At 37.0% G+C, this 26998-nt stretch carries 27 protein-coding genes, 1 tRNA gene and 1 pseudogene; 16 read left to right on the top strand and 13 right to left on the bottom strand.

All coding sequences use genetic code 11. The features are described from left to right. Positions 1-8: 8 nt before the first annotated feature. Positions 9-1100 (top strand): magnesium/cobalt transporter CorA, encoded by a 1092-nt coding sequence (corA, locus tag IPO46_06745; protein ID QQS64263.1) that lies wholly within the window; start codon positions 9-11, stop codon positions 1098-1100. A 9-nt stretch (positions 1101-1109) separates the two neighbouring features. Here the strand turns inward: corA and IPO46_06740 are convergent, their stop codons facing one another. Both IPO46_06740 and IPO46_06735 read right to left on the bottom strand, forming a co-directional pair. Beyond that, positions 1110-1628: a DUF2480 family protein gene (locus tag IPO46_06740; GenBank protein ID QQS64262.1), complete on the bottom strand. Its 519-nt coding sequence runs from the start codon at positions 1626-1628 to the stop codon at positions 1110-1112. A gap of 71 nt (positions 1629-1699) precedes the next feature. After that, positions 1700-3817, bottom strand: a complete 2118-nt coding sequence (locus IPO46_06735) for a peptidylprolyl isomerase (protein ID QQS64261.1) — start codon at positions 3815-3817, stop codon at positions 1700-1702. 575 nt (positions 3818-4392) lie between these two features. On the opposite strand from IPO46_06735, the gene nadA reads away from it, so the two are divergent. Together nadA and IPO46_06725 are read left to right on the top strand one after the other, a co-directional pair. Continuing rightward, positions 4393-5394: a quinolinate synthase NadA gene (gene nadA / locus IPO46_06730; protein QQS64260.1), complete on the top strand. Its 1002-nt coding sequence runs from the start codon at positions 4393-4395 to the stop codon at positions 5392-5394. A 52-nt stretch (positions 5395-5446) separates the two neighbouring features. Next, positions 5447-6697, top strand: a complete 1251-nt coding sequence (locus tag IPO46_06725) for a chromate transporter (GenBank protein QQS64259.1) — start codon at positions 5447-5449, stop codon at positions 6695-6697. Here IPO46_06725 and IPO46_06720 read toward each other — a convergent pair. Both IPO46_06720 and IPO46_06715 read right to left on the bottom strand, forming a co-directional pair. Further along, the gene (locus IPO46_06720) at positions 6680-7270 is read right to left on the bottom strand and encodes a nicotinate-nucleotide adenylyltransferase (protein ID QQS64258.1); all 591 of its coding nucleotides are present in this window, start codon (positions 7268-7270) and stop codon (positions 6680-6682) included. The genes IPO46_06725 and IPO46_06720 overlap by 18 nt on opposite strands. 30 nt (positions 7271-7300) lie before the next feature. Then, positions 7301-7531, bottom strand: a complete 231-nt coding sequence (locus IPO46_06715) for a ferrous iron transport protein A (protein QQS64257.1) — start codon at positions 7529-7531, stop codon at positions 7301-7303. A gap of 67 nt (positions 7532-7598) precedes the next feature. Between IPO46_06715 and ybeY the strand changes: the two genes are divergently transcribed. From ybeY to IPO46_06695, 4 genes are all read left to right on the top strand, one after another. Further along, a complete protein-coding gene (ybeY, locus tag IPO46_06710; GenBank protein ID QQS64337.1) occupies positions 7599-8012 on the top strand; it encodes an rRNA maturation RNase YbeY in 414 nt (137 codons plus the stop codon). A gap of 144 nt (positions 8013-8156) precedes the next feature. Next, positions 8157-10025 (top strand): tRNA uridine-5-carboxymethylaminomethyl(34) synthesis enzyme MnmG, encoded by a 1869-nt coding sequence (gene mnmG / locus IPO46_06705; GenBank protein QQS64256.1) that lies wholly within the window; start codon positions 8157-8159, stop codon positions 10023-10025. A gap of 47 nt (positions 10026-10072) precedes the next feature. Continuing rightward, positions 10073-10564, top strand: coding sequence for a phosphoheptose isomerase (locus IPO46_06700; GenBank protein QQS64255.1), 492 nt, complete (start codon positions 10073-10075; stop codon positions 10562-10564). 153 nt (positions 10565-10717) lie between these two features. Further along, the gene (locus IPO46_06695; GenBank protein QQS64254.1) at positions 10718-11137 is read left to right on the top strand and encodes a hypothetical protein; all 420 of its coding nucleotides are present in this window, start codon (positions 10718-10720) and stop codon (positions 11135-11137) included. A 494-nt stretch (positions 11138-11631) separates the two neighbouring features. Here IPO46_06695 and IPO46_06690 read toward each other — a convergent pair whose 3' ends face one another. After that, the gene (locus tag IPO46_06690; protein ID QQS64253.1) at positions 11632-11799 is read right to left on the bottom strand and encodes a hypothetical protein; all 168 of its coding nucleotides are present in this window, start codon (positions 11797-11799) and stop codon (positions 11632-11634) included. 177 nt (positions 11800-11976) lie between these two features. Between IPO46_06690 and IPO46_06685 the strand changes: the two genes are divergently transcribed. From IPO46_06685 to IPO46_06665, 5 genes are all read left to right on the top strand, one after another. Further along, the gene (locus tag IPO46_06685) at positions 11977-12894 is read left to right on the top strand and encodes an amidinotransferase (GenBank protein ID QQS64252.1); all 918 of its coding nucleotides are present in this window, start codon (positions 11977-11979) and stop codon (positions 12892-12894) included. A gap of 66 nt (positions 12895-12960) precedes the next feature. Next, positions 12961-13293, top strand: a complete 333-nt coding sequence (locus tag IPO46_06680; GenBank protein QQS64251.1) for a winged helix-turn-helix transcriptional regulator — start codon at positions 12961-12963, stop codon at positions 13291-13293. Positions 13294-13312: 19 nt separating this feature from the next. Beyond that, a complete protein-coding gene (locus IPO46_06675; GenBank protein QQS64250.1) occupies positions 13313-14152 on the top strand; it encodes an arsenite methyltransferase in 840 nt (279 codons plus the stop codon). Between the two features lie 213 nt (positions 14153-14365). Next, positions 14366-14953 (top strand): DUF268 domain-containing protein, encoded by a 588-nt coding sequence (locus tag IPO46_06670; GenBank protein QQS64336.1) that lies wholly within the window; start codon positions 14366-14368, stop codon positions 14951-14953. 70 nt (positions 14954-15023) lie between these two features. Then, complete coding sequence (locus IPO46_06665) at positions 15024-16163, top strand: endonuclease/exonuclease/phosphatase family protein (protein QQS64249.1); 1140 nt, start codon at positions 15024-15026, stop codon at positions 16161-16163. On the opposite strand, the gene IPO46_06660 is transcribed toward IPO46_06665, so the two are convergent. The 4 genes and pseudogenes from IPO46_06660 to IPO46_06645 all read right to left on the bottom strand — a co-directional run bounded on the left by IPO46_06660 (position 16164) and on the right by IPO46_06645 (position 19627). After that, a complete protein-coding gene (locus IPO46_06660; GenBank protein QQS64248.1) occupies positions 16164-17201 on the bottom strand; it encodes a 2-oxoacid:ferredoxin oxidoreductase subunit beta in 1038 nt (345 codons plus the stop codon). It abuts the gene before it with no gap. Between the two features lie 96 nt (positions 17202-17297). Beyond that, positions 17298-17569: pseudogene (locus tag IPO46_06655) on the bottom strand (carboxymuconolactone decarboxylase family protein). A 95-nt stretch (positions 17570-17664) separates the two neighbouring features. Then, positions 17665-18984 (bottom strand): hypothetical protein, encoded by a 1320-nt coding sequence (locus IPO46_06650; GenBank protein ID QQS64247.1) that lies wholly within the window; start codon positions 18982-18984, stop codon positions 17665-17667. 13 nt (positions 18985-18997) lie between these two features. Continuing rightward, positions 18998-19627, bottom strand: coding sequence for a response regulator transcription factor (locus IPO46_06645; protein QQS64246.1), 630 nt, complete (start codon positions 19625-19627; stop codon positions 18998-19000). A gap of 170 nt (positions 19628-19797) precedes the next feature. Here IPO46_06645 and IPO46_06640 point away from each other — a divergent pair, with 170 nt between their 5' ends. Further along, positions 19798-20277: a DUF4920 domain-containing protein gene (locus IPO46_06640; protein ID QQS64245.1), complete on the top strand. Its 480-nt coding sequence runs from the start codon at positions 19798-19800 to the stop codon at positions 20275-20277. Between the two features lie 77 nt (positions 20278-20354). On the opposite strand, the gene IPO46_06635 is transcribed toward IPO46_06640, so the two are convergent. The 3 genes from IPO46_06635 to lptB all read right to left on the bottom strand — a co-directional run bounded on the left by IPO46_06635 (position 20355) and on the right by lptB (position 23512). Further along, positions 20355-21029, bottom strand: a complete 675-nt coding sequence (locus tag IPO46_06635) for a PorT family protein (protein QQS64244.1) — start codon at positions 21027-21029, stop codon at positions 20355-20357. Positions 21030-21146: 117 nt separating this feature from the next. Beyond that, positions 21147-22652 (bottom strand): GH3 auxin-responsive promoter family protein, encoded by a 1506-nt coding sequence (locus IPO46_06630; GenBank protein ID QQS64243.1) that lies wholly within the window; start codon positions 22650-22652, stop codon positions 21147-21149. 68 nt (positions 22653-22720) lie between these two features. Next, positions 22721-23512 (bottom strand): LPS export ABC transporter ATP-binding protein, encoded by a 792-nt coding sequence (lptB, locus tag IPO46_06625; protein ID QQS64242.1) that lies wholly within the window; start codon positions 23510-23512, stop codon positions 22721-22723. Between the two features lie 117 nt (positions 23513-23629). Here lptB and metF point away from each other — a divergent pair, with 117 nt between their 5' ends. Next, on the top strand, positions 23630-24583 hold the full coding sequence (metF, locus tag IPO46_06620) for a methylenetetrahydrofolate reductase [NAD(P)H] (GenBank protein ID QQS64241.1): 954 nt from the start codon (positions 23630-23632) through the stop codon (positions 24581-24583). 11 nt (positions 24584-24594) lie between these two features. Continuing rightward, entirely contained in the window at positions 24595-24918 is a 324-nt protein-coding gene (locus tag IPO46_06615) for a Rieske (2Fe-2S) protein (GenBank protein ID QQS64240.1), read from the top strand. A gap of 3 nt (positions 24919-24921) precedes the next feature. Here the strand turns inward: IPO46_06615 and IPO46_06610 are convergent, their stop codons facing one another. Next, positions 24922-26688 carry a T9SS type A sorting domain-containing protein gene (locus tag IPO46_06610; GenBank protein QQS64239.1) on the bottom strand — a complete coding sequence of 589 codons (1767 nt, stop codon included), beginning with the start codon at positions 26686-26688 and terminating at the stop codon, positions 24922-24924. 181 nt (positions 26689-26869) lie between these two features. Here IPO46_06610 and IPO46_06605 point away from each other — a divergent pair. Continuing rightward, positions 26870-26943: transfer RNA gene (locus tag IPO46_06605), tRNA-Asn, on the top strand. Positions 26944-26998: the final 55 nt, after the last annotated feature.

Here is a 26998-nt window from a genome sequence, read left to right as displayed (position 1 = left end):
AAAAGCTTATGCCTTCAAAAAACTACCTGGAATATATTCTTAACCCTTTTGATTTATTGCGCAGCAAAAAAGTGCTGCACGTGAACCCTACAGTAATCCCCGAAAGGAAAATTAACGTTGGGTCAAAAATAATGGCCTATGAATATAGCCCGGATGGCCTGCAAACATTTCCCTTAAATAATGTAGAAGATTGTTACCCTTTTTTAAACAGCGCCTCCAATACCTGGATAAATGTAGATGGTATTAAAAAAGAAGATGTAGAAAACCTTTGTACGCATTACGGTATCCACCAGTTGATTATTGAAGATATTTTAAGTATGGGTCAGCGGCCCAAAACCGATGAAATCAATGGTCTTGTGTTTAGCCTGCTCAACATGCTCTATTACAACGAGGAGCTTAAGTCGGTAGAATCGGAGCAGGTAAGTATTATTTTGGGAAAGAATTTTGTAATTAGTTTCCAGGAAGATGCACATAGGGATGTATTTAATCCCGTAAGGGAAAAACTAAAAATTGCGGTAAGCAAAGTACGTAACAGCGGCTCCGATTTTTTGTTTTACAGCCTTGTTGATTTAATTGTAGATCATTACTTTTTGGTAATGGAAAAAATGGGCGAAAGAATTGAACTTTTAGAAGAAGATATTATTAGAAGGGCAGATAACCGCAGCCTGGCCCGTATTAACCACCATCGAAAGGAATTGATTTTATTAAAAAGGAATATTGCACCGGTAAGGGAAATGGTTAGTGGAATTTTACGCAGCGAAAGCGAATTGATACAGGAGCGAACCGAGAAATATTTTAAAGATGTCTACGATCATATTATTCAGGCCACAGACCTTGCCGAAAATTACCGGGATATGATGATGAACTTACAAGACCTTTATTTAAGTAATGTAAATTTAAAACTCAACGAAGTAATGAAGGTAATGGCAATTGTAACCTGCCTGCTTGCACCCGCTACAGTTATTGGCGGTATTTTTGGCATGAACTTCGATGAAATACCCTGGCTGCATACTTCCTACGGCTTTTTTCTTGCCGTATCTGTAATGCTGGTTATACCCATTATTATGATGGTAATTTTTAGAAAACGGGGCTGGTACTAAAGGGTAGTTTTACCTTTTTGCCATTGGCTTTTTAAAAACCGGCACCGTACTGCAAGGCTCACCATACATAATGCTTTTGGCTATTGGCCTCAGTTTTTGCGTTATTTCTACATAAGCAGCTTCAGGAATCGCCTTTTCACCACAACCTTTAATTACAATTCGTTGATCGGTATATTGGCATTCATCTATTGCCTTTATATTGGCCAGCAAAATCTTAAGCTCCGCATCCTTAATCTGGCCAAATAATACTTCTTTTACAACCGGTTTTAAAATACTTGCTACGAGCATATAAGCCCATACGGGAACAATAGCATCCGTTGTACAAGTAAGGGTAACTATTCTATTTTGATATGGAGAAATGTCTAATTGTTTTATGGCTTCCCTAAATTCTTTTTCTTTGAGTATTAAACCCATAAACAAGTATTCTTTCATGTCAAAAGCAATAATATCTTCTCCGGGTAAAAAATCTTCAAGGTTTATGGTTATAATCCCGCTTTCAGCTACTTTATTTACAAACACTTCTGCCATAGTGCAAATTTAAAATAAAAAACCGGCATGTTTTTAACGTGCCGGCTTTTATAGTTTCGTTTTAAGAAAAATTAAAAAATCTTGCTGCGTTCGTCTTTAATGGTAACCTGTTTTCTCAGGCTTTCGTACCAGTTGCCAATTTGCTGCCTCAATAAAGCCAGCTTGCTGCTTGCCTGAGTGGCCGGTATTGCAGCAGCTTTTGATTGAACCTGGTTTACTTTCATTACATATACAGCAGAAGTTCCTTCAATTGGCGGTGTTGGTTTTGCCATAAAATCTTTGTTAAAAGAAGCGCCAATTAACTTGGGCTCAATGCCCACGCCATTTATCATTTGGGTTGCCATGGAAATAGATGAGTCTGCACCTGCGGTTTGTATTTGTTTGCCGTAGGCTGCAGCCGTAGATTCCAGGGTAGGAGTTGCGCCTAATTTAGTTTTAATAATTGCCGCTTTCTTTTGGTTGCGTACAATGGCTTCTGCCCCGCTTCTTGCTATTGCTGCGTCTTGTGTACCTTCTTTAATAATTTCATCTACGGTTGCCACTACAAATGCATCGCCTATCCCAAAGGGTTCGCTTACGGTACCTACTTTATTTTCAAAAACCCATTTAATTAATGAACGGGCATCTTGCAGGGATCCGGCGCTATAATCATTTTCTTTAACTATTACCGGGTTTTGTATGAGTTGCAAACCATTTTTGGCTGCATACTCTTTTAAAGATTTGGCATCTTTTTCTGCAGAGGCTTTTGTTGCTGCAAGGCTTGCGTTATTAATTGTTATATCGCTTGCAGTAATTTCTTTTGCAAGATATGCCACTTTATAAGCTGGTTTAAAATCCTTTTGGCCCGTAACTTCTATTATATGGTAACCAAATTGTGTTTTTACTACATCTTTGCTGCCCACTGGTTTTGTAAATGTAAATTCATTAAACTCGGGTACCATCAGTCCATAACCAAAAAATCCAAGGTCACCGCCTTTTACTGCGCTTCCCGGATCAGCAGAATACTGTATAGCCAGCATTGAAAAATCAGCTCCAGCTTTTATTTGTGCCAGTAGGCTATCGGCAAGTTTTTTTGCAGTACTGTCTTCAATAGGCGTTTTGCCGTCTTTTCCCTGCAAAGAAATTAAAATATGCCTTGCCCTTACACTATCGGGCAGTTCTTTACTTCCCAAAACTTTTGCTGTTACATAATTTTTTCCATCTAAATAAGGGCCGTATACCGTTCCGGCGGGATATTTTAAAATAGTATCTATTTCCTTGCTTTGTGCTTTTGATTTAGGCAGGTATTCATCCAGAAAGGGAATGGCAGAAATATTCCTTGCAATAAAAGCCTTGGCATTTGAATCTGCCTGGAATAATGGTTTTAAATCATCAACCATTTTAAGGGTTCTTGCCGTATCTTCTCTACTGGGTAGTTGGCTAAAAGAGATATAAGATAATTTTCGGCCTGCTTCCTGCTTAAACATTTCTTTATTTTTGGCTACATAAGCCAATATATCGGCATCAGATATTTTTACCGTGCTGTCAGATACTTCGGAGTATGGAACCGCCACATAGTTAATGCTTGCAAAATTATTGGTTTCAGCAGAGTCTTTAGCCTGCATCCATCCGGGATAATAAGCGCTTGCTGAAAGAAGGCTGCTGTATTTTGATACAATATTATTCAATTTTGCCGGGTTTATTAATTGTGCGTTTACAGCATTTCTTCTTTCGCCAGTAAATTTTTTAATATTGGCCAGGGCTTCCTGTGCTTTTGCTAAATCCAGTTTACCAGTGGCCTGGTCTGCTAAGCCTTGTTGTAAAAAAGGATTTGAAGGATCGTTGCTAAGCAACAAAGCGCTTAATTCTTTACCTGTAAATTTAATACCCAGTTTTTCGGCTTCTCTATAAAAAATCTTTTCAGCAACCAGCAAATTCCAGGCCTGGTCTCTCACCTGGTAAATTTGTGCACCACTTGGCCGCTGGCCATTACGCTGTTCCTGCTGGTCTTCAATTTGTGATACCTGGCTGGTAAATTCTCCTACAGAAATTTTTTCTCCATCAACACTTCCAACATTGTTACTCATGCCGGCAAACAAACGGCTGCCTCCCTGCTGGGCATCCATTAATATAAATCCTATTAAACTTAATGCGATAACGATAATTACAATTGCCGCACCTTTGTCCCTGATTCCTTGAATAATCTGCATTTTACTGTTCTATTAGTTTTTTGGACGGCAAAAATAGTGCAAAAAAGCTTACACACATTTTAATTTTTAACTGTGGATAACCCTTATAATACTGTATGGGTAATGTTCTACTCACAAGTGCCGGTAAAAAAAACTTATTGTTGTTTTTAGTATCTTTTGTTTTTCCACCCTGCTCTGTTAAAATCTGCCTTTTTATGTGTATAACCACATCTTTTTCAAAAATTTTTTGTTTGGAATTTGATTATAAGTTGCCTTGCCCAACTCAAAGGCCAAAATTACTGTGGGCATCTTAGGTTTTATACATTTTTCATCCACATCAAAAAACTGTATTTATTAAAATTTCTTTCAACAGTCCTACTTATTAACTACTGTTGATAGCTTTTGGTTGGTTTACCTGTAAAACACAATTACAATATTTTATGCTTTTATTTTTATATGTGTATTATTGGTAAAATAGTAGTGGATAATTATTAAGTTTTAATTTTACAATTAATGGATTATAATTTTTTCAACAAATCCACAGCCCTAATAATAATAGATCTTTATTTAAATATTAATTATTAATAGTTATTACAATGGATATTAACATTGCAGAAACCCTTTTGGAAAAAAAAGGTTTTCTTGATATTGAGGTTGATCCTGCGCTTGATCTTTTTTTAGAAATTGAAAAACTAAAAAAAGAAAAAAATGCAATTATATTGGCCCATTATTACCAGGAGCCCGATATACAGGATGTAGCAGATTTTATTGGTGACAGCCTTGGGCTTGCACAAAAAGCCCAAAGTACAACGGCTGATATGATTGTTTTTGCCGGTGTTCATTTTATGGCAGAAACGGCAAAAATCCTTAATCCTTCAAAAAAAGTTGTTTTACCCGATCTTAAAGCCGGGTGTTCCTTAAGTGATTCTGCACCGCCTGCATTGTTTAAAGCCTTTAGGGATAAATACCCTGATCATATAGTAATTACTTATATTAATTGCAGTGCTGGTATGAAGGCCTTAAGTGATATTATTTGTACCAGCAGTAATGCCCAAAAAATAATTGAAAGCCTTCCTGCAAATCAAAAAATTATTTTTGCACCAGATAAAAACCTGGGAGCCTACATCAACAAAAAAACCGGGCGCAATATGGTTTTATGGAATGGCGCCTGCCTGGTGCACGAAATATTTAGTATGGAAAAAATAACTAAACTTAAATTGCACCATCCACAGGCAAAAGTTATTGCCCACCCTGAATGTGAAGAGCCAGTATTACAAATGGCTGATTATATTGGCAGCACTTCCGGATTATTGAAATACGTACAAAACAGCAACGATAAAATTTTTATTGTTGCAACCGAAGCCGGCATAATTTACCAAATGCAAAAAAAATGCCCTGGTAAAACATTTATACCTGCACCTCCGGAAAATACCTGCGCATGTAACGACTGCCCATACATGAAATTAAATACACTGGAAAAATTGTACCTCTGCATTAAATATGAAAAGCCAGAAATACTTATGGATGAAAAATTAAGGCAGGCTGCAAAAAAACCTATTGACAGGATGCTTGAAATAAGCGCCCGCTACGGCTTATAAAATTACTTGTATTGCAAAGGTTTTTGTATTTTACAACAATACATTTTCTCTATTGAAATTATTTCGTCATATACCTTTTTTAAAAGCAGTTTTGTTATACAGCGTTACGGCTTTTGGAGGTCCGCAGGGCCACCTGGGCATGATGCTAAAAAATTTTGTGAGTAAAAGGAAATATATTTCAGAAGAGGAACTGATGGAGTGTTTCTCTTTTTGCCAGCTTTTACCCGGAGCCAGTAGCACACAAACTATCACTTTAATTGGTTTTAAGCGGGGAGGTTTACCGCTTGCAATTATTACGCTATTCATTTGGATTTTACCTGCTTCTTTTTTAATGGGTCTTTTTTCATTTGTGGTTTCCGATAAAGTAAAAACATCAATTTCAGAAAGCCCTTTAAAGTTTCTGGGTGTAATGGCTATAGGTTTTTTAGTATTTGCCGCAGTTAAAATGTTTACGGTTTCGGTGCGTAGCCTTATTACACAAATTATAATGCTGGTAAGTATGCTGGCAACTTTTCTGTTTTTTCGCACACCCTGGATTTTTCCTTTGCTAATAGTTTCCGGTTGTATTGCAACAAACCTAAGCAGCAAACGAATTCCTGAAACAGGAAAAAGAGATCATAAAAAAATACGATGGCGAAATATTTGGCTTTTTGTATTTATTTTTCTGGTTGCAGGTATTGTTAGTGAAACGGCCCGTAAACAAAATTGGGAACACCGTAAAGCTTATAATTTATTCGAAAATTATTACCGCTTTGGCAGTATTGTTTTTGGTGGCGGTGATGTATTATTAGCTATGATGCTGGACCAATATGTGGAAAGGCCCGTAGCCCCTAAAATTTCAAAGAAAAATCCCAACGCCATAAAACTGGATAAAAATGAAATACTTACCGGATTTGGATTAGTAAGGGCTATTCCGGGGCCTGTTTTTTCTGTGGCAAGTTACACTGGTGGTTTATCGCTAAAAAGCCAGGGAAAAACCATGCAGGTATTAGGCTGTATTATTGGAATAATTGCCATTTTTCTGCCCAGCGCTTTATTGGTTTTGTTTTTTTACCCTGTATGGCAGTATTTAAAAAAATATGTAGTGGTGTACCGGTCGCTGGAAGGGATTTATGCAGTAATAACCGGCGTAATGTGGGCCGCATCTTTGTACCTGTTTAGAACATTACACCTTGATTCTTTAAATGCCTTTAGTTTGATTGGTTATGCGGTAATATTGGTAACCTTTTTATTATTGAAATTTACCAAAATTCCGGCGCCCGTTATAGTAATTACCTGTTTGGCTTTAGGCTTTGTTTTCTAAAGCCGAACGATAATAATTATTGCGTTCAATTTCTTCTTTTACTGCATCCGGAACAAGATAACGGATGGATAAACTTTTTTTTACTAAGCTGCGGATATAAGTAGAGGATATTTCAAGGAGCGGTGCTTCGAGTATGGTTAGATTTGCACCAAAATCCTGGGTAACTTCAAAGCCCGGACGCTTGTATATGATGATGGGATACCGGGAAACAAGCGTTTCATAATTTTTCCATTTATTAATATTTTGAAACGAATCACTACCCACAATAAGCGTAAATTTATAATCCGGATATTGCTGGGCTAAATAGGTAAGGCTGTTGATAGTGTATGATGGTTTAGGGAGTTTAAATTCGATATTACAGGCTTTTAAGTCGGTTTCTCCCTCAATAGCCGAGTTTACGAGGTGCAGGCGATGGTTTTCATTAAGCAGGCTTTGCGGGCTTTTAAATGGGTTTTGCGGCGATACTACAAACCAGAGTTTATTTAGCTGGCTATTTTGTAAAACGTATTTTGCAATAATTAAATGACCATTATGAATGGGATTAAAAGAACCAAAGAAAAGGCCAATATTCATTTTATATATTCATTTATAAAATAATATATATTATATTTCTTCTACTAGTATCTGATCTGCTTCATCTAATCTTAAACTAAGCCTGTAGCCAGCAACGGTTATAGAAATAGGATCTTTTAAAGGTGCAATTTGATCAACTGTTACCAGTTCCCCGGGTACACATCCCATTTCCATAAGTTTTAAATAGATTTCGTCTTTTTCAAAAGATTTAATAATCACTTGTTTACCAACCTTTATTTGAGAGAGCTTTTTTTCTTTCATATTTGTGTGCAAAACTACCCCATTCTTTATTTGTGTAATTTCGAATTAAGAAGAATTTAGCGTGAATATATATTTTCATTTTCAAAAGCAGGCAAAGTTAGAAGAGCGTAACAAATTAAAGGGATTTATACAATCTATTTTTAAAACAGAAAAAACGGCCTTTGCCTTATTAAATGTAATTTTTTGTGATGATGCGTATCTGCTTGGTATAAACCAGGCTTTTCTAAATCATCATTATTTTACCGATGTAATAAGTTTTAACCTTGCCGAAAACAAAATGCCGGTACAGGGGGAAATTTATATCAGCGTAGATAGGGTTTGTGAGAATGCAAAAGATTTAAAAGTTTCATTTAAGCAGGAGTTACACAGGGTAATATTTCATGGTATTCTCCATTTTTGCGGTTACAAGGACAAAACACCAGGGTTTCAAAAACAAATTAGGGCCAAAGAAGATTTCTATATCGATAAATATTTCTCCTAAAACCCTAGATGTTCCACAGGGAACCTTTTTTTATTTCATTAGATGTTCCACGAAGAACATTTCCTTTCAATCAATAGCAGGCAGCAATAAATATTTAGCAATAAAGTCATAAAAACCTGTTAGAAAAAAATACCTTTGCGCCCCATGTTTCCAGAGTATGATATTATTGTTGTTGGTGCCGGCCATGCCGGCTGCGAAGCTGCTGCTGCTGCTGCAAATATGGGCAGCAAAGTGCTGCTCATAACAATGAATATGCAAACCATTGCACAAATGAGTTGCAACCCTGCCATGGGTGGTATTGCAAAAGGACAAATATTACGAGAGGTTGACGCAATGGGCGGATATAGCGGTATTGTAAGCGATAGGAGTATGATTCAGTTTCGAATGCTCAACCGCAGCAAAGGCCCGGCCATGTGGAGCCCAAGGGTACAAAGCGACAGGATGCTTTTTTCTACTACATGGAGGGAAATGCTGGAAAATACACCAAACCTTGATTTTTACCAGGATATGGTAAGCGGGCTATTGGTAAAAGATGGTTACATAAACGGTGTAAAAACCGGCTTGGGTCACGAAATTAAGGGCAAGGCAGTAGTACTTACCAATGGTACTTTTTTAAATGGGGTTATCCATATCGGAGAAAAACAGTTTGGTGGTGGAAGGGTAGCAGAGAAGGCGGCAACCGGAATTACCGAGCAATTGGTAGATCTGGGTTTTGAAAGCGCAAGGCTAAAAACGGGCACTCCACCTAGAATTGACGGACGAAGCCTTGATTACTCTAAAATGGAGGAACAAAAAGGCGACGAGTTTATATCAGGTTTTAGTTTTTTGGAAGAAAATAAACTATTACCTAAAAGCCAAAAAAGTTGTTGGGTAACTTACACGAATACACAGGTACATGAAATTTTAAAAACCGGATTTAACAGCAGCCCCATGTTCCAGGGCCGTATTAAAGGATCGGGACCGAGGTATTGCCCCAGTATCGAAGATAAAATAAACCGCTTTGCTGAAAGAGAAAGGCACCAGCTTTTTGTAGAACCCGAAGGCTGGAATACGGTAGAAATTTATGTAAATGGCTTTTCTACTTCTTTGCCGGAACAGGTACAGCTTAAAGCGCTAATGCTTGTTCCCGGATTTGAAAATTGTAAAATGTTCAGACCAGGTTATGCTATAGAATACGATTACTTTCCGCCTACACAACTTAAAGCAAGCCTCGAAACAAAATTAATCAAAAACCTGTTTTTTGCCGGGCAAATAAATGGTACAACAGGTTATGAAGAAGCTGCCTGCCAGGGACTTATGGCCGGAATTAATGCTTATAATGCTACCCACAATGCAGAACCACTGGTTTTAAAAAGAAGCGAAGCCTATATTGGTGTTTTAATAGATGACCTCATAAATAAAGGTACCGATGAACCCTACCGCATGTTTACCAGCAGGGCAGAATATCGTACTCTTTTAAGGCAGGATAATGCCGACCTGAGGCTAACAAAAATAGGGTATAAACTTGGGCTTGCCAGCCAAAAAAGAGTAGATAAAGTTATAGAAAAAGAATCAAATATTAAAAATATATTAAATTTATTTAATTCAACAACGATTGAACCAACTGAAGCAGAAACCTATCTTCTTCAAATTGGCTCTTCAAAAATGGTTGTAAAGCAAAAATTAGCGCAATTGTTATTAAGGCCTTCTGTTTCAATTTTGGAAATGCTGCAGTTCATACCTTCTCTTTCAGAAATGTTTAAAAATTTCGACAGGGAAAGCCTGGAGCAGACAGAAATTCAAACCAAGTATGATACTTATTTGCAAAAAGAACAAGAACTGGTAAACAAAATGAGCATGCTCGAAAACCTGCAAATTCCTTCCAACTTCGACTATGAAAAGCTGGTATCTTTAAGTACCGAAGCTAAACAAAAATTTAAAAAAATACAACCTCAAACTCTGGGGCAGGCAAGCCGAATTTCCGGAGTAAATCCAAGCGATGTTCAAATACTAATGATTTATATGGGAAGATAATGATTTTATTTTATATATAATTGATTGCTAAAACTTAATAAGAAAAAATGGAAAAAATATCAAAATTTACAAAAATTGAGGATTTTTTAGTGAAAAATGGCTTAAAATGGGATAAAAAAGATGAAAACAGGCCTTGGGGCGGATTTTTTGTAATTGAAGAAAATGATGCCGAAAAGTTTATTTCTTTATTTTTTCCCCATTTAAAAAAACAAGATTTGATGATCTCCGGTAAGCTTAGTCCCAAAATATTATTGGTTGCTCCAAAAAAAAGACTCAGCTGGCAATACCATTATCGTAGGGCAGAGATTTGGAAACTTATTGAGGGTGAAGCCGGCGTTGTAACCAGCGATAATGACAATGAAAAAGATATCCGTTTTTTAAATATTGGGGATATTGTAGAACTAAAACAGGGTGAACGCCATCGCCTCATTGGCTTAAATAATTGGGGAGTTATAGCCGAAATTTGGCGCCATACCGATAAAGAAAACCCTAGCGATGAAGACGATATTGTAAGGCTCCAGGATGATTTTGGAAGGTGAAAAACCAATTTTGTTTTATTTTTTCACAAGCAATTTAATTGTAATTTTATTTTCACCCATTAATTTTTTTAAAAACTTTGTTTATATAAAGCTACTCGTAACAGCAAATATTTTTAAAAATAAACTTTATCCAAATATTAAAAATTAATACAAATGGGGTTTTTTATTATTTTATTAATTATTGTTGGTTTTTTTTACATGTTTTCGAAATCTACTTCGTATGGCCCCAAGGGTTTTATGGGAGGTTATTCCGAAACTCAGATGGGCAATGATATGTATGCCGTAAAATTTCAGGGAAATGGAAATACCAGGCCAGACAAATCAGTTGATTTTTGTATGCTTCGTTCTGCAGACCTTACCCTTGAAAAGGGTTATAAATTTTTCTCTATTGTGGAATCAAGAACTGGGAACCAAGGATATACGCCAAGCGGAACTTACGGCCCCATTTCCTCTCATCCCGCCAGCAATATGACCATAAAAATGCTGCATGAAAAAACAGCAAATGAAGCAGCGGCCTATGATGCAGCCGTAATTGCCCAATCTTACAGGGAAAAGTATAAAATAAATAAGTAGCACAAGTGGATACAAGGAATAATTAAAGAGTTTAATACAGTAATAGTAAAGTAACCCTGCAGCTAAAAGCGCCACTTTTGTAAAACATTAAATTAAGGCTTTTCAATACTTTAATCAAAATAGCCAGACCCGGTTGCATATCTGCAGTTTAAAATCACCTTCACTTAACCAGCGCCGGGAAATAGAATATAAAAATATTTGATAGCAATTTTGCAGAAAACAAAGTAGAATAGTAGAATATATTCGTACATCCGGAACCTTTTTTTATTACAATCCTGCAAACTGGAAAAGCAGAAAATAAAAAAAAATTTGTCATTAAAATACTTTCAATAGCATAAAAAGAATAGTATTGAAACCTTTTGGTATAGCAATTATTAGCTTAATGCTATTCATTACGTCCTGTTCAAATGCAGGTAAATCAAAAGAAGAAAAGCCAATGGCAGAACAGTCTGCTTCCGAAGAAATAATAAAAGGGCCAATGCCTTGTAATCCTTCTAGGCTGTAACGGCAGATGAAACGGATATTGGCGGCTGTACAGAAGAACAAATAAAAAAAGCGCTCACAAAAAGAAAACTAAAAGGACTCGATAGCAACCGCACATTACTTCCTCCAATGCCCTGGATTAATTTTGAAAATTTATCCAACGATGAAGCGCACGCCATCTTTACCTATTTAAAAAGTATTAAACTGGGTAAAAATATTGTTCCTGCTGTAGTTTCTCCCAACAAGATGTATAATGCATTAAGTAAAACGGTTACCAACTGCATTTTTCGTTGTTTTTTTTATATTTGCGAAGGCTGCTTTAATAAAAAAAAACACAAAACATCACTATTGCATTTATGCAGGCAACCAATAACATCTTACTCATTAGGCCATCAAACTTTGGCTTTAATAACGAAACAGCAATTTCTAACAGCTTTCAAAAGAAAGTAAACGGTAACGAAAGTGAATTGAAAAAATTGGTATTAGCAGAGTTTGATGCTTTTGCCTCGGTTTTAAAAACAAATGGCATAAATGTTTTTGTGTTTGAGGATACCAATTTTCCGGAAAAGCCAGACGCTGTTTTCCCTAATAACTGGATAAGTTTTCATGCAGATGGAACGGTAATTATTTACCCAATGCACGCCCACAACAGGCGCAAGGAACGCCGCCAGGATATTATTGAAGCAATAAAGAAAAATTTTAACATCACAAAACTTATAGATTTTTCAGGATACGAAAAACAAAACAAGTATTTGGAAGGTACTGGTAGTATTGTATTTGACCATAAAAATAAAATTGCCTACGCAAGTTTGTCCCCACGTACCGACAAAGGCCTTTTTTTAAAATTATGTGATCAATTGAGTTACAAAGGCATTTGTTTTTATTCATTTGACAAAAGTGGCAAAGAGATTTATCATAGTAATGTAATGATGTGTATTGGTGAAAACTTTGCTGTAATATGCCTGGCTGCAATTAATGATGAAAAAGAGAAAGAAATGGTTTTTAATAATCTTACCGCCTCGGGCCACCGGGTAATTGATATAAGCTTTCACCAAATGGAAAATTTTGCCGGCAATATGCTGGAACTAAAAGGCGGTACAAAGAAAAACATTTTAGCCCTGTCTCAAAGCGCCTTTAAATGCCTTGCAACAAGCCAAAAGCAGCAATTGGCCCAGAGTGTGGAACTGGTTCCGCTGGCAATACCTACCATAGAAACAATTGGCGGCGGCAGCGCAAGGTGTATGATTGCTGAAATATTTTTACCGGTACTTTAATACCGCCAGTGAATTTTTTTTGGGTTTTAATTATTTATCGTAATATTGCAATATTAAATTTAATAAATGGGCGCAACCAAAACAGAGCATTTTACAGAACGGCAAAATAATATTGCAATATTGGCCAAAGCATTGGGCCACCCGGCAAGGGTTGCCATTCTGGAATTTTTAATAAAATCAAATGCCTGTATTTGCGGGGATATTGTAAACGAATTGCCCCTGGCACAACCCACCGTTTCCCAACACTTAAGAGAACTCAAAAATGCAGGGTTGATTCAAGGCAATATCGAAGGCAATGCAATTTGCTACTGCGTTAATGAAAAAGCCATTGACGGGCTGCTTGGTTATTTTAGCAAAATTTCAAAAAAGCTCACAAAAAAGCATACCAATTGTTGTTAATTTAAAAAAAGTTTATTCCATGGAAAATCCTGAAAAAATTAAAAAATTGGTAAAGCAGAAATACAGTGAAATTGCTTTGCAAAACAAAGAAACCAACCAGGCATCCTGCTGTGGTTCCGGCAATTGCTCCACCGAAGTGTATAATATTATGAACGATGATTACAGCGGTCTGGATGGCTATAACCCCGATGCTGATTTGGGTTTAGGATGTGGCTTACCCACCCTGTTTGCAAAAATTAAAAAAGCTAATACCGTAATAGATTTAGGAAGCGGCGCCGGGAACGATTGCTTTATTGCCCGCAAAGAAGCTGGCAAAGATGGAAGGATAATAGGTATAGATTTTACAGCAGCGATGATTGAAAAGGCAAGGGAAAATGCCCAAAAACTAGGCTATGCCAATGTTGAATTCCGGCAGGGAGATATTGAAAACATACCGGTATCGGATGATGTTGCAGATGTAATTGTGAGTAATTGTGTATTAAACCTGGTGCCAGATAAAGACAAAGTGTTTAAGGAAATTTTTCGGGTGTTAAAGCAAGGCGGCCATTTTAGCATTTCCGATGTAGTTTTAGTAGGTAAGCTCCCAGCCTCAATACGCAGCAATGCCGAAATGTATGCCGGTTGCATTGCCGGCGCAATTCAAAAAGGGGAATACCTGGAACTTATCCGAAAAAATGGGTTTTTCAACATAAGCATCCAAAAAGAAAAAGCCATCAATATTCCTGCTGATATTTTAGAAAACTACCTTAGCGGTGAAGAGCTGCAAAGCTATCAAGCTGGTAAAACAGGAATATTTAGTATAACCGTATATGCAGAAAAGCCAAAAAATTGCGGTTGTGGCCCCGGCTGTTGTAATTAATTTATTTGTATTTTCATTAATATTTTTCCTGGATAAAATTCCGGGAAGCAAAAAATGAAAATTATTTTTAGAAATATTTTAAACTCCCTTAAAAACCCTGGCTGGTATTATAAAGACCTTAAGGAATTAAAAAAACAAAAAGGCGCCGATACTACATTTGAATTTGGCCGGAAGTTCCCAATTTTATCAGAAAAATTTGATGAAGGAGGAATAATGAAGGGCCATTATTTTCACCAGGATTTATACATTGCCCGCCTGATATTTGAAGCCAACCCACAAAAACATTTAGATATTGGCTCAAGAACCGATGGATTTATAGCTCATGTAGCGGCGTATAGAAATATTGAATTGGTTGATATCCGGCCCATAAAAAGCCTGGTGAAAAATATTTCCATTACCTGTGCCAATTTAATGGAGCTACCTGCCGGAATGGTTAATTATTGTGATTCTATTTCTTCTTTACATGCCATTGAACATTTTGGCCTTGGGCGCTATGGCGACCCGATTGATTATTTTGGTTATTTAAAAGCCCTGCAAAATATAGCTAAAATTGTAAAAACAGGCGGCACATTTTATTTTTCTGTACCTATTGGCCCGCAGCGTATTGAGTTTAACGCACACCGAGTTTTTTCCATAAAATATTTATTGGATGTACTTTCAGAAAACTTTAGCATAAAAGCCTTTTCTTATGTAAACGATGAGGGTGATTTTTTTGAAAATGTGGAACTCACAGAAAAAAATATCCTTTCAAACCTGGGTTGTACCTATGGCTGCGGCATTTTTACCTGTATAAAAAAGTAGCTGCAATTTTGCCGCCTGTTATAAAAGGTACAAATATTAACCTGTAAATATTTCAACCTACCTTTATATTATGGCTTTTAAATGGTTTAGAAAATATACCAAACGAAGTTTAGTTTTACTAAACCTGGTTGTGGCCATATTTTTTTTACTGGGTTGTTATACCGTATTTTTTAACGCACCGCAATTTTGGTTTTTGGGCGTTTTCAACTTAAGCGCTTTTTATTTATTACTGGTATTATTGTTCTTTATTTTGTTTTGGTTGTTTGCAAAAATCAAATATGCCCTTATTGGTATTATTGCCATTGCCATAGCCTGGAAGCCCATGCAACACCTGGTGCAACTAAGGCAGGCGCCAAATTTTGTTTTAAAAAAACATCCGGCTAATATAAGGATAATGAGCTGGAACATTGAACATTTTGCTATTTTAGAAAACAAAACCAATCCCGGAAAAAAAGAGCAAATGCTGCAACTTATCAGGCAATACAATCCCGATGTGCTTTGTATGCAGGAGGCCGTTGCAAGTGATAGTATTTCCGGCGCCATAAATTATTTGCCTGATATTATGAACCGGCTCAACATGGGGTATTATCATTACAGCTATAACCGAAAAATTGATTTTGACAGCAAGCACCATTTTGGCATTCTCGTTTTATCCAAATTTCCATTGGCAAGCAGGCACACCCTTAGCCATAAACCCAACGATTACAATTCTATTTTTCAATATGTAGATGTTATAAAAGAGCAGGATACATTCCGGGTTTTTAATATTCACCTGCAGTCGCTAAAATTTTCGGAATCCAACAGGGTTTATTTGGACAAGCCGGAATTTGAAACAAAGGAAGATGTAGACAATTCCAAAAGTATTATTGGCAAATACCGAACGGGATTTATAAAGAAATTTTATCAAAGCAACCGAATTAAAACAGCGATTAATGAAAGCAAATACCCGGTAATAGTTTGCGGGGATTTTAATGATGTACCCAACAGCTATGCTTACAGTACTATTGGCAAAGGGTTAAAAAATGCTTTTGCAGAAAAAGGTACTGGTATAGGAAGAACTTTTGTAAGCATTTCGCCCACCTTACGTATAGACAATATATTTGTTGATAAGCGATTTACCGTAGAGCAATATGTGCGGATAAAGCGTAACTTAAGCGACCATTATGCAATTTCTGCTGATTTGTTTTTTAATAAAACAGCAACGCCATAATTATTGAATAGTCCAGGTTTCCCTGCCTTTTAACAATTTATCCAAAGAACCTTTTCCTTTTTGAGAAATTGCGGTTTCAATTTGGCTTGTCATTGCTTCTTCATAACAAGGCCTTGCCGTTTCATAAAAAACACCAAAAGGCCTTGGCAGGTGGCCTTCTATCCTGGGGTCGTCAAACATACGCACCAGTATTTGCGCTTTGTAAAAATCTTTTTCATCATGTATCCAAAGATCATCAGTAGGTGCGCCATCCAATAAATTTTTCACAACAGGTTTCAGGCCATCTAATTTTATTCCTTTGTTGTTCTCTGCACCAAAAATAAGCGGTTTTCCCTGTTCCAGAAAAACGGTTTCTGCTGCTTTGCTGCTTTTTTCGGTGAAAACCTCAAAAGCGCCATCATTAAAAATATTACAGTTTTGATAAATTTCTAAAAACGAGGCACCGTGGTGTTCATTTGCCCTAAGCAACATGGCTTGCAGGTGTTTGGGGTCACGGTCCATAGTACGGGCCACAAAGCTGGCATCGGCACCCAGGGCCAGTGCCGCCGGGTTAAAAGGGTGGTCAATACTTCCCGAAGGGGTGCTTTTGGTAATTTTGTTTTCTTCTGAAGTGGGAGAATACTGCCCTTTTGTAAGGCCATAAATCTGGTTATTGAACAAGAGCAGGTTTACATTAAAATTCCTTCGGAGTAAATGTATGGTATGGTTTCCGCCAATACTCAGGCCATCGCCATCGCCGGTAACAATCCAAATGCTTAACTCCGGCCTTGAAGCTTTTAAGCCACTGGCAATTGCTGTAGCACGCCCATGGATGCTATGCATACCATAAGTATTCATATAATAAGGGAACCGGCTGCTGCAGCCAATACCCGAAACAATTACAATATTTTCTCTTGGAATGCCCAGCGTAGGCATTACTTTTTGCATTTGTGCTAAAATGGAATAATCCCCACAGCCGGGGCACCACCTTACTTCCTGGTCTGAAGAAAAATCTTTTGCGGTAAGGGCCGGGCTGGTTGCTGAAGTAGTGTTTGACATAATAATAGAATGCTTATTTCAAAGGTACAAAAAAGACAATGGCATTTCAAAACCCATTTTTTAAACTTTATACTTTAATAATTCCTCCCGAAATTCTTATGCTGGCAGGGTATGTGATATCACTTTTTTATCACCAACAATATTGGCTACGGCAAAAACCTCGTAAATTTCTTTGGTAAAGAGCACTTGGTTCCGGCATTTTTGCAGGGGGTAATTTATGCAATCTTCGCAGCGCAAAATCATGCTGGCTACAAGCCCAGGCATTTCTTTGGTTTTAACATCAGGCGCTCTTTCGGCATAGGGCATTGCTATCCAGGTTTCAAAGGCTTTTTAAAACTAAATTGTCTTTTACAAAATATGCCGTTCATTTGGCTGCGGTAATCATTAAAATCTTGTACAGCAACACTTATAGAATAAAATTAAGAGTTGAGAAAATCTGATTACAAGGTAAAAAAAATGTAAATTATAAAGGAAGGTCAATTTTTATGGTAGTGCCGTTTTGAGTAGAAAAACTGATTTGGCCCTGGATTTCATTTATTCTTTTCTGCATGTTTTTGAGGCCGTTGCCAAATTGGTTTTGGGTAATAATACCCGTGCCATTATCTTCAATAAACAGCATCAGGTGCCCTTCTTCCAAAAAAATCCTCACCATTACATAATCTGCGCCGGAATGTTTTAAAATGTTATGAAAAGCTTCTTTGGCAACAAGAAATAAATTTTTACGCTGTATACCGGTAAGGGAAATACCATTAAAAAGAGCTGGCGTGGTATTAAAATTGAATTTGATTTTGGTGTTTTCAAAAAAGAAAACGCCATGCTGTCGAATGTACTCAACAAAATTTTCAATGGTATCATTTTCTGTATTGAGGCTCCAAATAATGGTATGCATACTTTGGGCAATATCTTTTGCGGTGGTGGAAATTTTTTGGGCAAAAACGGATGTTTTGTTTTCAGCGGCATTTTCGGGTACGTTCAGCATCAGGTCGCTCATCATCCTTATGCTGCTTAACCCGCCACCCACATCATCATGCAGGTCGGCAATAATGCGCTCCCGTTCTAAAGTAATGGCTTTTTGCCTTTGTATTGCGGAGTTCATCAGGTGTTTTTCTACATCGGCAATTTTTCTCTGCAGGGCAATACTAAATAAAATAATGTCAACTAAAATAGAAACTTGTACTGGCAAATATGAGTAGTCGGTTTGAGCATATTTTTCGGTATAAACTTTTGAAAGGTAAATTGAGAGCATTAACGTATAAGTGCTTCCAATTAAAACAAATAAAGTACCCCAAATTACAAATTTAGAATACTTGATGCGGGTTCGAAAAAGGGCAACAACGATAATTATTTGTATGGGAAATAAAAGCAAGCTCAACAAATAATAAATGCTATCATAATTTATCCGGAATAAATTTCCTAAAAGGCACATAAATGCACATGCGCCGTAAAACCAAATTAAAATAATTAAAAAAGAATTGAGCTTTTGCGATGTTTTTTTGAGCCGTAAATAATACATTACAAAAAGGCTGTAAAATACGCTGCTCATAAATTGCAATGGGCGTTTGAATAAATCAAAGCGAAAAATTGTTTCAGTACGGTTGGCTTCTATGGTAAAAAAGAAATCGGGTAGGGCAATAAGATAATATAAAGCCAATACCAGGAGGTATAACCCGTAAAATAAAAATTCTTTTTTTTGTAGGATTATATACTGTATAAAGAAATACAGCATCATAAAAATATTGATGCCTTCAAAAAAGAGGATAAAATATTTATTAAATTCGAGCATTAAGGAAGCGAAGCTATCGTTTTAAATAAAGATTTACAGCTTCCACACGGGTATTAACATGCAACTTTTTATAAATATTCTGAACATGTTTTCTTACGGTTCCGCTACTGATGTTTAAAGCATCTGCAACTTCTTTTCCTATAAGCCCTTTGGCCAGGTTTTCTAAAACTTCTTTTTCCCTGTCGCTCAGCACTTCAATAGCCGGATTTTCATTTACTGATTGGGTAAAACTTGCCACAACTTTGCGGGCAATGGAACTGCTCATTGGGCTCCCACCGGCAAGCATTTCATCCAGCGCATCTAAAATTTTTTTTGGGCCCTCTGTTTTTAATATATATCCACTGGCCCCTGCTTTTAAGGAATCAAAAATTTTTTCATTGTCTTCATAAGCTGTGCACATTAAAAAAAGCATGGAAGGAAACATGTTTTTTAATGCATTTACACAGGTAATGCCACTATGCCCGGGAAGATTTATATCCATTAAAACCGCATCTGGGCCTATAGCCGGAATTTTTTGAAGCGCTTCTTCTGCATTTGCAAAGCTACCAGCAAGGCTATAGTTATTACTTGTATCAATCATAAGCCCCATTCCTTCTCTGAGGTCTTCCTTATCTTCTACAATACAAATAATTTTTTTCCCCATTCAATAGTTATAAAGACGTATAAAAGTACCGGAAAAGTTCTTTTAAATGAATACGCATATATGAGTACCAACGGGTTAAAATTTCATTAAAAAGATGATAATTAATATGATTATGATCAATAATCGGGAATTAATTTCAGCTATATTTGCAGTATATTTAATTTATTGATATGAAAAAAATATTTTTTGCTTTTATAATGCTTGTTTTTGGCCTGGCTCTAAAAGCACAACCACCAAAAGGAGATGCCAATTCCGGCGACACTTACGGTGAAAAGGTAAATGCCGAAAATGCTATATGGGTTTCAGAATTACCCACGCTTTTGGAAAATAAGGAAAATATAACGGTAACAATAAAAGGGAAGGTAACTGATGTATGCAGCAAAAAAGGTTGCTGGATAACATTAGAAACTGCCGATAAAACCAAGGTTTTTGTAAAAATGAAAGACTATGGTTTTTTTGTTCCAGTAGCTGCAATAGGTAAAACAGTGGCATTATCCGGCGATGCAAAAATAAAAAACACTTCAGTTGATGAACTAAAGCATTATGCCGAAGATGCCCAAAAAAGCAAAGAAGAAATTGATGCCATTACAGAACCTCAAAAAGAAATAAGGTTTACCGCATCTGGCATTACTGTACTTGCATCAAATTAATATTTAAGTAGTTTATTTTTAAAAGGCTGTTCTAATTAAAGAACAGCCTTTTTTTTGAACTAAACCTAAAAGCCGGCTTAAAAATTTACGCCGATACCTATTTTTACGCCCCTGTTGTATGCGTCAGCACTTTTATTTGCATCTGCTTTGCTAAGGCCATAATCGTAGGATGCGCTAAGGTTTACATTATCTATATTAAACCCAATGCCTGCGGTTATACCGGTATTCCATTTATTAAATTCACTGGTTACATCAGATTTTGTATTGAAAAGGTTTATGCCCAGCAGGCCGCCACTTGCTATAAAATCGGCACGCATGAGGTATGAAAATTGCGGGCCAGCAAAAATATTTACATTGCCCAGTTTGGCTTTTAACAATAAAGGCATATCAATAAATTGAGATTGCAGTTTTGCAGTAGCATTTGCGCCCAAAAATTCTGCACCTTTAATATTTAATTCTCCTTTTAACTCATAACCTTTTTGAGTGTAATACAAGCCGGGAGAAAATGACAGTTGCTTGCTTACGGGTATATCTGTGGAAGCGCCTGCATAAAACCCTGTTCGGCTTTTTGTGGTTACCATACCGTTGGTATATTCAATAACGTCTTTTAAGCTACCCACGGCATCGCCGCCCATATTGTAGCTGGCTACGCCGGCTTGTACGCCAAAGGTTATTTTATCGGTTTTTAATTTTTGAGAAAATCCCGTAAGGGCAAATAAAGAAAACAGGTAAAGTAAAATTTGTTTTTTCATAACATTGTTGAAACCGGATTTTTCAGCCGTTCAATAATGTAGAAATAAAAAAGGCAATAAAGATTAATAAGGACTTGTTAAATAGCTTTTGGATAAGGCCAAAGGGAAAGCAGGGCGCTATATAAATTTTAAAATTTCTTCCAGTACTTTTCTTTCATTACTCAGGCGGGGAACTTTATGCTGTCCTCCCATTTTGCCTTTACTATGGAGCCATTTATTAAAAATGCCTTTGGGCATAGGGTGTACAATAGGCAGGCGAAGCGCAATATTTTTTTGTCTTTTGGCTTCGTAGTCGCTATTTAAGTTCATTAAGGAATTATCAAGTTCAATAATAAATTGCTGCAGGTCTTGCGGCTCTTTTTCAAACTCAATTAACCACTCATGTGCGCCATTTCCGTTTTCTGTAAAATAAACCGGCGCTGCGGTATAGTCTTTAATTATTGCCTGTGTTTTGTCTGCAGCTATGGTAATTGCACGGTCGCTGTTGTCTACTATAAGTTCTTCTCCAAAAGCGTTAATATAATGTTTTAACCGGCCACTCACTTTTATTTTGTAAGGGTTAAGGCAGGTAAACTTAATAGTATCTCCTACAAGGTACCTCCAAAGCCCGCCCGAAGTGCTGATAACCGGGGCATAATTTTTATTGAGTTCCACTTCTTTTAATCCAATAGTAGAAGGCTTGGGTTTTCCATATTCTTCAATAGGCATAAACTCGAAAAATATGCCATGCTCGGTATATAAGGCCATGCCATCATCATCTGGTTTTTCCTGTGCTGCAAAAAACCCTTCACTTGCATTGTACACTTCCAGGTAATTGATAGGGGCGCCAATAATTTTTTCAAATTGTTCTTTATAGGGTAAAAAAGAAACGCCACCATGGATATAGAGTTCCAGGCTGGGCCAAACTTCTTTAATGTTTTTTTTATTTTTTATTTGTAAAATACGTTTTAATAAAATGAGCGTCCAGGTAGGAACACCTGCAATAGAAGTTACCACTTCATCAACGGTGGCATGGGCCAGTTTTTCAATTTTGGTTTCCCACTCATCTAAAAGTGCAATGCTTAACTCCGGGGTGCGTAACCATTGGCCCCAAAAGGGTGAGTTTTGAATAAGCACTGCACTAAGGTCACCATATTGAACCCGGTCGTTTACTTTACTAATCTGGTGGCTTCCTCCTACAACCAGGCCTTTTCCGGTAAGCAGGTCGCTTGACGGAAAATACTTGTAGTAATTACTTAAAACATCTTTATTGGCTTTATAGTGGTTGTATTGCAGGCTTTCATCACTTACGGGAATAAACTTACTTCTATCACAACTCGTGCCACTGGATTTTGCAAACCAATATACGGGCTCGTTCCACAAAATATTTTCTTCGCCCTGCATCATGCGCTCTATATAGGGCTTTAAATCTTCGTATTCGTGAATAGGAACAACCGCTTTAAACTCTTTTACATTAAATAATTTGTGAAAAGAATACTTTCTTCCAAACTCGGTATATTGGGCAGAAGTAACCAGGTGCTGCAACACTTCTCTTTGTGCTGCAACAGGATGGTTAATCCAATTATCAATCCGCCATTTTCTCAGCCTGGCTATGGATGATATTACAGGCGAAAGCAATTTCATGAAAAGCAAGATAAATAAAATATGGCAAAAACAGGCTGATTTGCTATGAAGCAATTTGCCTAAAAGGCTTATTTAGTGGAGCTTTCAGAAGGAGGGTTGTTTGCGGCAGTTGTAGCTTCTTCCATTAAATAATCTTTTCTGCGAAGTTCAAAATTTCTACCGAGGTATAACCTCCGTACCCGTTCATCATCGGCTAATTCTTCTGCAGTGCCATGCATAAAAATTTTTCCTTCAATCAATAAGTAGGCCCTGTCGCAAATAGAGAGCGTTTCGTTTACGTTGTGATCGGTAATGAGGATGCCGATATTTTTAAATTTTAATTTTGCTACGATGGTTTGAATATCTTCAACAGCAATGGGATCAACGCCTGCAAAGGGTTCGTCAAGCAAAATAAAACTTGGGTTTACGGCCAAAGCACGGGCTATTTCTGTTCTTCTTCTTTCTCCGCCGCTAAGGGTATCGCCATTGTTTTTTCTTACATGTTCCAGGTGAAATTCGCCCAGTAATTCTTCAAGCTTTAGTTTTTGTGCCTGCTTAGTAAGTTTTGTCATTTCCAATACAGCACTAATATTGTCTTCCACACTCAGCTTTCGGAAAACACTGGCTTCTTGCGGAAGATAGCCAATACCCATTTGCGCCCGTTTGTACATAGGCAGTGAGGTTATGTCTTCGTCATTTAAAAAAACCCTTCCTTCATCAGGTTTTATAAGGCCTACAACCTGGTAAAAAGAAGTGGTTTTTCCGGCACCATTAGGGCCTAAAAGCCCTACAATTTCCCCTTGGTTAACTTCAAATGAAACATCATTTACTACAGTACGGCTGCCATAGCGCTTAATTAAATGTTGGGTTTTTATTACCAAAGTAAAAATATTATTTGCTGCAAAAATAATTGGAATAGGCTTATTACCGTTATTATTTAACAACAGTTTGCCTTTCTAAGGCTATATTGTATGTTTGCAGGATATTTTTTACGTAATATGAAAGTTATAGACCACATCAACCAGGCAAAAGACACGTTAATTTCTTTTGAAATCCTTCCTCCATTAAAGGGAAAAGGCATCCAGTCATTATATAAACTAATGGATGAACTAATGGAGCATAAGCCATCTTTTATTAATGTTACCTATCATCGCAGCGAACACGTTTTTAAAAAAACGGCTACAGGCGATTTTAAAAAAGTAATAGTGAGAAAAAGGCCTGGTACCGAATCTATTTGTGCGGCTATAATGAACAGGTACAATGTAGATACGGTGCCTCATTTGATTTGTGGCGGATTTGATATTAACGAAACCGAAGACGCCCTCATCAACCTAAATTACCTGGGTATTGATAATGTGCTGGTATTACGTGGTGATGCGGCAAAAAATGAAACCAATTTTGAACCCGAACCCGGCGGCCATAAATATGCAATTGATTTACTAAGGCAGGTGGGTAATTTAAATGCAGGAGTATATCTCGAAGAAGATTTAAAGCATTCCATTAAAACAAAATTTTGCATTGGTGTTGCCGGTTATCCAGAAAAACATTTTGAAGCGCCCAATATGGAAACAGATTTGCAATACTTAAAACAAAAAGTAGATGCCGGAGCAGATTATATTGTTACCCAAATGTTTTTTGATAATACCAAATACTTTGCATTTGTAAAATCATGCAGGGATATGGGGATTAACGTACCTATTATACCTGGTTTAAAACCGGTGTATAGCGTAAAGCAACTTACGGTGCTGCCCAAAGTTTTTCATATTGATTTGCCTACGGAACTTTCCGGCGAAATGATAAAATGTAAATCAGATGAAGAAGTGGAAAAACTAGGAACCGAATGGTTGTATCACCAATCTGTTGAATTAAAAAAATCAGGGGTGCCCGTTTTACATTATTATACAATTGGCAAACCAGGCGTTGTTTGCGATGTAGTAAAAAGATTGCAATAATATTTACAAAAATGCCAGAAAAAAAATGGTACAAAATAGCGCCAAGCAAAGAAGAGTTATTTGAACCACCCAACGATAAGACCGAAGTTACTATTGAGGGGAAAACAATTTGTGTTATTTCAATAAACGAAACCCTTTATGCATGTGCAGCAAAATGCCCTCATGCAGGCGGAAGGCTAATGTATGGAAAAACTGACCTTGCTGGAAGTATAGTATGCCCTGTACACCATTACCGGTTTAATTTAAAAAACGGCTTTAATACCAGTGGTGAAGGTTATTTTTTAACCACCTGGCGTATTGCAGAAAAAGAGGACGGTATTTATATCCTGCTATAAAAATTACTGTACAATAATTTTATGAATTTCGTTTTGACTTCCATTAATAGTAAGTTTTAATAAATACAATCCTCCGGAAAGCTTGTTTACCGGTATATTAGTTTCGCTAGTATTTGCCCCAATAATTTTTGACCAAACCATTCTTCCAACGGCATCAAAAAGCCCTATTTCGATATGCGTAGTATTTCCGGATAAATTTAAATTCACTTTTACAAAATCCTTAGCGGGTATTGGGTAAATATGAGTAATTAAGTTTTCGGAATTACTGATTTTTTGAACCCGACTATAATTAAATCCACTATTTACCCTTAGTTCTTTAATGCGGTAGTAAGTAATGCCATGTTTAAAATAATAAGTATCGTTATAAGAATAGTTGGTTTCTCCTGTTACAAAATCAACTGAAGCAATTGATGAAAATTGAACACCATCTGAAGAGCGCTCTACCTCAAACTTTAGCATATCTATACTATTGGTTTCCCATACCAGTTTTGCAGAACCCTGGAGTTTAGTAACATAAAAATTAAAACCAATAGGCAAAGGACCACTATCAGGAAAACATAAACTTGCGGTATCCATTACTTGCCCAAAAAACCGGGCAATGCTGTCTGCCAATACCGTTGTGCTAGGTAAAAGGTCATGGGTTAATAATGTATTTCCATTGCCTGAGTAAGCCCATAAGCGGTGTGCAGCAGGATAGTTATTGGCATTTAAATAATTTTCAATTACACCTGATCCGTTTAAAACCGGCCAGTTGCTGTTGGGTGCCGGGTTGTAAAAGCCATTTAAAAAATTAAAAGGTTTACCCGTTCCAAAAGGTACTACAATATCAGCAGGCTGGTGGTACATCCAAATTGCCGGATTGTTGGTTTGGTTATTTATAAAACTAAGGCTGTCAACCGCCCCACACATGGCCGCAATACCTAATACTTTACTATCATAATTATTATTGATATATAAAACTCCTTTCATGGGCCCAAGGTCTGGCCGCTGGTAACAATTAGGGGCATCAAAATTAAAAGGAGTTGGGTTTTGGGTTATATAAGCGGCATCATCTTTACCCTGGGGTCCATTTACCTGCCATAGCAGGCAAGTACCAAATAATTCCCAAATGCATTTATTGGTCCAGCTGGGGTTTGTTGCCGGGGCTATGGCATTTGCGGCAGAAGGACGTTCAGAGGGTAAATCCATAAAAACTGTAGCCAGGCAGGTAATGGCTCCTGCGCTATGGCCCGAAATAAAAAACTTACAGGTACTGGAGCTATCTTGTAAATTACGGGCTTTAATAAATTGAATAATAGAACTTAGGTCTTGCCTTGCCCTGTAAACGGCCCTATACACCTCATCATTATCAGTTGCATAAAGCGAAGCATAATCTGCAAATGGGTTTATAAAACCACCGTTTAATACTTCGGGGTAGCCAGTGTTATAAGGGTAAAGGTGCACACCTTCTCTATAATCTGCTGTTACGGCTACATAGCCACGTTTGGCCAAGGCTTGAGCCATTTCATTCATTTGGCCCTGGTTTTGGTCGGCTGTAGAAACAAAGGCGCCACCGGGAACAAAAATCACAACCGGCCTTTTTGTATTGTTATCGGCAACTGGTTTGTAAATATTTACCCTTATTTCTACCGGCCGGTTACAATAATTATTTGCAGTGCCTACCAATACATTTGATTCTTCCCATATAGAATAATTATTGTTGTAATATGGGATTTGTCCAAAAGAAGCAAAGGAAAATACTAATCCTATTAGAAACCCGAAATATTTCATCTGTAATAATTTAGGTAAAAAATAATTAGGGCAGATAAGGTTTTCGGAAGGAATGGGATACCAAATTAATAAAAATTGGTAAGTAAATGATTAAAAGCAAAATAAGTTGGGTAAAATAGTTGCCTAAAATAGAAAAACGCTTATTTTTGCAGCCCTTAATAAAAAAGTATTAGGGTAAAATTCCTCCTTAGCTCAGTTGGTTAGAGCATCTGACTGTTAATCAGAGGGTCGCTGGTTCAAGTCCAGCAGGGGGAGCTTCAAGAGGCTGGTTTACACACCAGCCTTTTTTATTTTATGTACTATATCTACA

The sequence above is a fragment of the Chitinophagaceae bacterium genome (assembly GCA_016699815.1).
In the GTDB taxonomy this organism is placed as follows: Bacteria; Bacteroidota; Bacteroidia; order Chitinophagales; family Chitinophagaceae; genus Ferruginibacter.
The sequence above is the reverse complement of the archived record's forward strand: the minus strand, read 5'-3'. Positions and strand labels throughout refer to the sequence as shown.

Coding starts and splice junctions, on each gene's coding strand:
- IPO46_06610 (QQS64239.1), bottom strand. CDS start 26,688: ATGAAATATTTCGGGTTTCTAATAGGATTAGTATTTTCCTTTGCTTCT.
- IPO46_06630 (QQS64243.1), bottom strand. CDS start 22,652: ATGAAATTGCTTTCGCCTGTAATATCATCCATAGCCAGGCTGAGAAAA.
- IPO46_06685 (QQS64252.1), top strand. CDS start 11,977: ATGCAGGCAACCAATAACATCTTACTCATTAGGCCATCAAACTTTGGC.
- IPO46_06695 (QQS64254.1), top strand. CDS start 10,718: ATGGGGTTTTTTATTATTTTATTAATTATTGTTGGTTTTTTTTACATG.
- IPO46_06715 (QQS64257.1), bottom strand. CDS start 7,531: ATGAAAGAAAAAAAGCTCTCTCAAATAAAGGTTGGTAAACAAGTGATT.
- nadA (QQS64260.1), top strand. CDS start 4,393: ATGGATATTAACATTGCAGAAACCCTTTTGGAAAAAAAAGGTTTTCTT.
- metF (QQS64241.1), top strand. CDS start 23,630: ATGAAAGTTATAGACCACATCAACCAGGCAAAAGACACGTTAATTTCT.
- IPO46_06660 (QQS64248.1), bottom strand. CDS start 17,201: ATGTCAAACACTACTTCAGCAACCAGCCCGGCCCTTACCGCAAAAGAT.
- IPO46_06680 (QQS64251.1), top strand. CDS start 12,961: ATGGGCGCAACCAAAACAGAGCATTTTACAGAACGGCAAAATAATATT.
- IPO46_06690 (QQS64253.1), bottom strand. CDS start 11,799: ATGGCGTGCGCTTCATCGTTGGATAAATTTTCAAAATTAATCCAGGGC.
- IPO46_06670 (QQS64336.1), top strand. CDS start 14,366: ATGAAGGGCCATTATTTTCACCAGGATTTATACATTGCCCGCCTGATA.
- IPO46_06740 (QQS64262.1), bottom strand. CDS start 1,628: ATGGCAGAAGTGTTTGTAAATAAAGTAGCTGAAAGCGGGATTATAACC.
- IPO46_06700 (QQS64255.1), top strand. CDS start 10,073: ATGGAAAAAATATCAAAATTTACAAAAATTGAGGATTTTTTAGTGAAA.
- IPO46_06615 (QQS64240.1), top strand. CDS start 24,595: ATGCCAGAAAAAAAATGGTACAAAATAGCGCCAAGCAAAGAAGAGTTA.
- IPO46_06735 (QQS64261.1), bottom strand. CDS start 3,817: ATGCAGATTATTCAAGGAATCAGGGACAAAGGTGCGGCAATTGTAATT.
- IPO46_06640 (QQS64245.1), top strand. CDS start 19,798: ATGAAAAAAATATTTTTTGCTTTTATAATGCTTGTTTTTGGCCTGGCT.
- IPO46_06650 (QQS64247.1), bottom strand. CDS start 18,984: ATGCTCGAATTTAATAAATATTTTATCCTCTTTTTTGAAGGCATCAAT.
- IPO46_06665 (QQS64249.1), top strand. CDS start 15,024: ATGGCTTTTAAATGGTTTAGAAAATATACCAAACGAAGTTTAGTTTTA.
- IPO46_06720 (QQS64258.1), bottom strand. CDS start 7,270: ATGAATATTGGCCTTTTCTTTGGTTCTTTTAATCCCATTCATAATGGT.
- IPO46_06675 (QQS64250.1), top strand. CDS start 13,313: ATGGAAAATCCTGAAAAAATTAAAAAATTGGTAAAGCAGAAATACAGT.
- IPO46_06635 (QQS64244.1), bottom strand. CDS start 21,029: ATGAAAAAACAAATTTTACTTTACCTGTTTTCTTTATTTGCCCTTACG.
- mnmG (QQS64256.1), top strand. CDS start 8,157: ATGTTTCCAGAGTATGATATTATTGTTGTTGGTGCCGGCCATGCCGGC.
- corA (QQS64263.1), top strand. CDS start 9: ATGCCTTCAAAAAACTACCTGGAATATATTCTTAACCCTTTTGATTTA.
- IPO46_06645 (QQS64246.1), bottom strand. CDS start 19,627: ATGGGGAAAAAAATTATTTGTATTGTAGAAGATAAGGAAGACCTCAGA.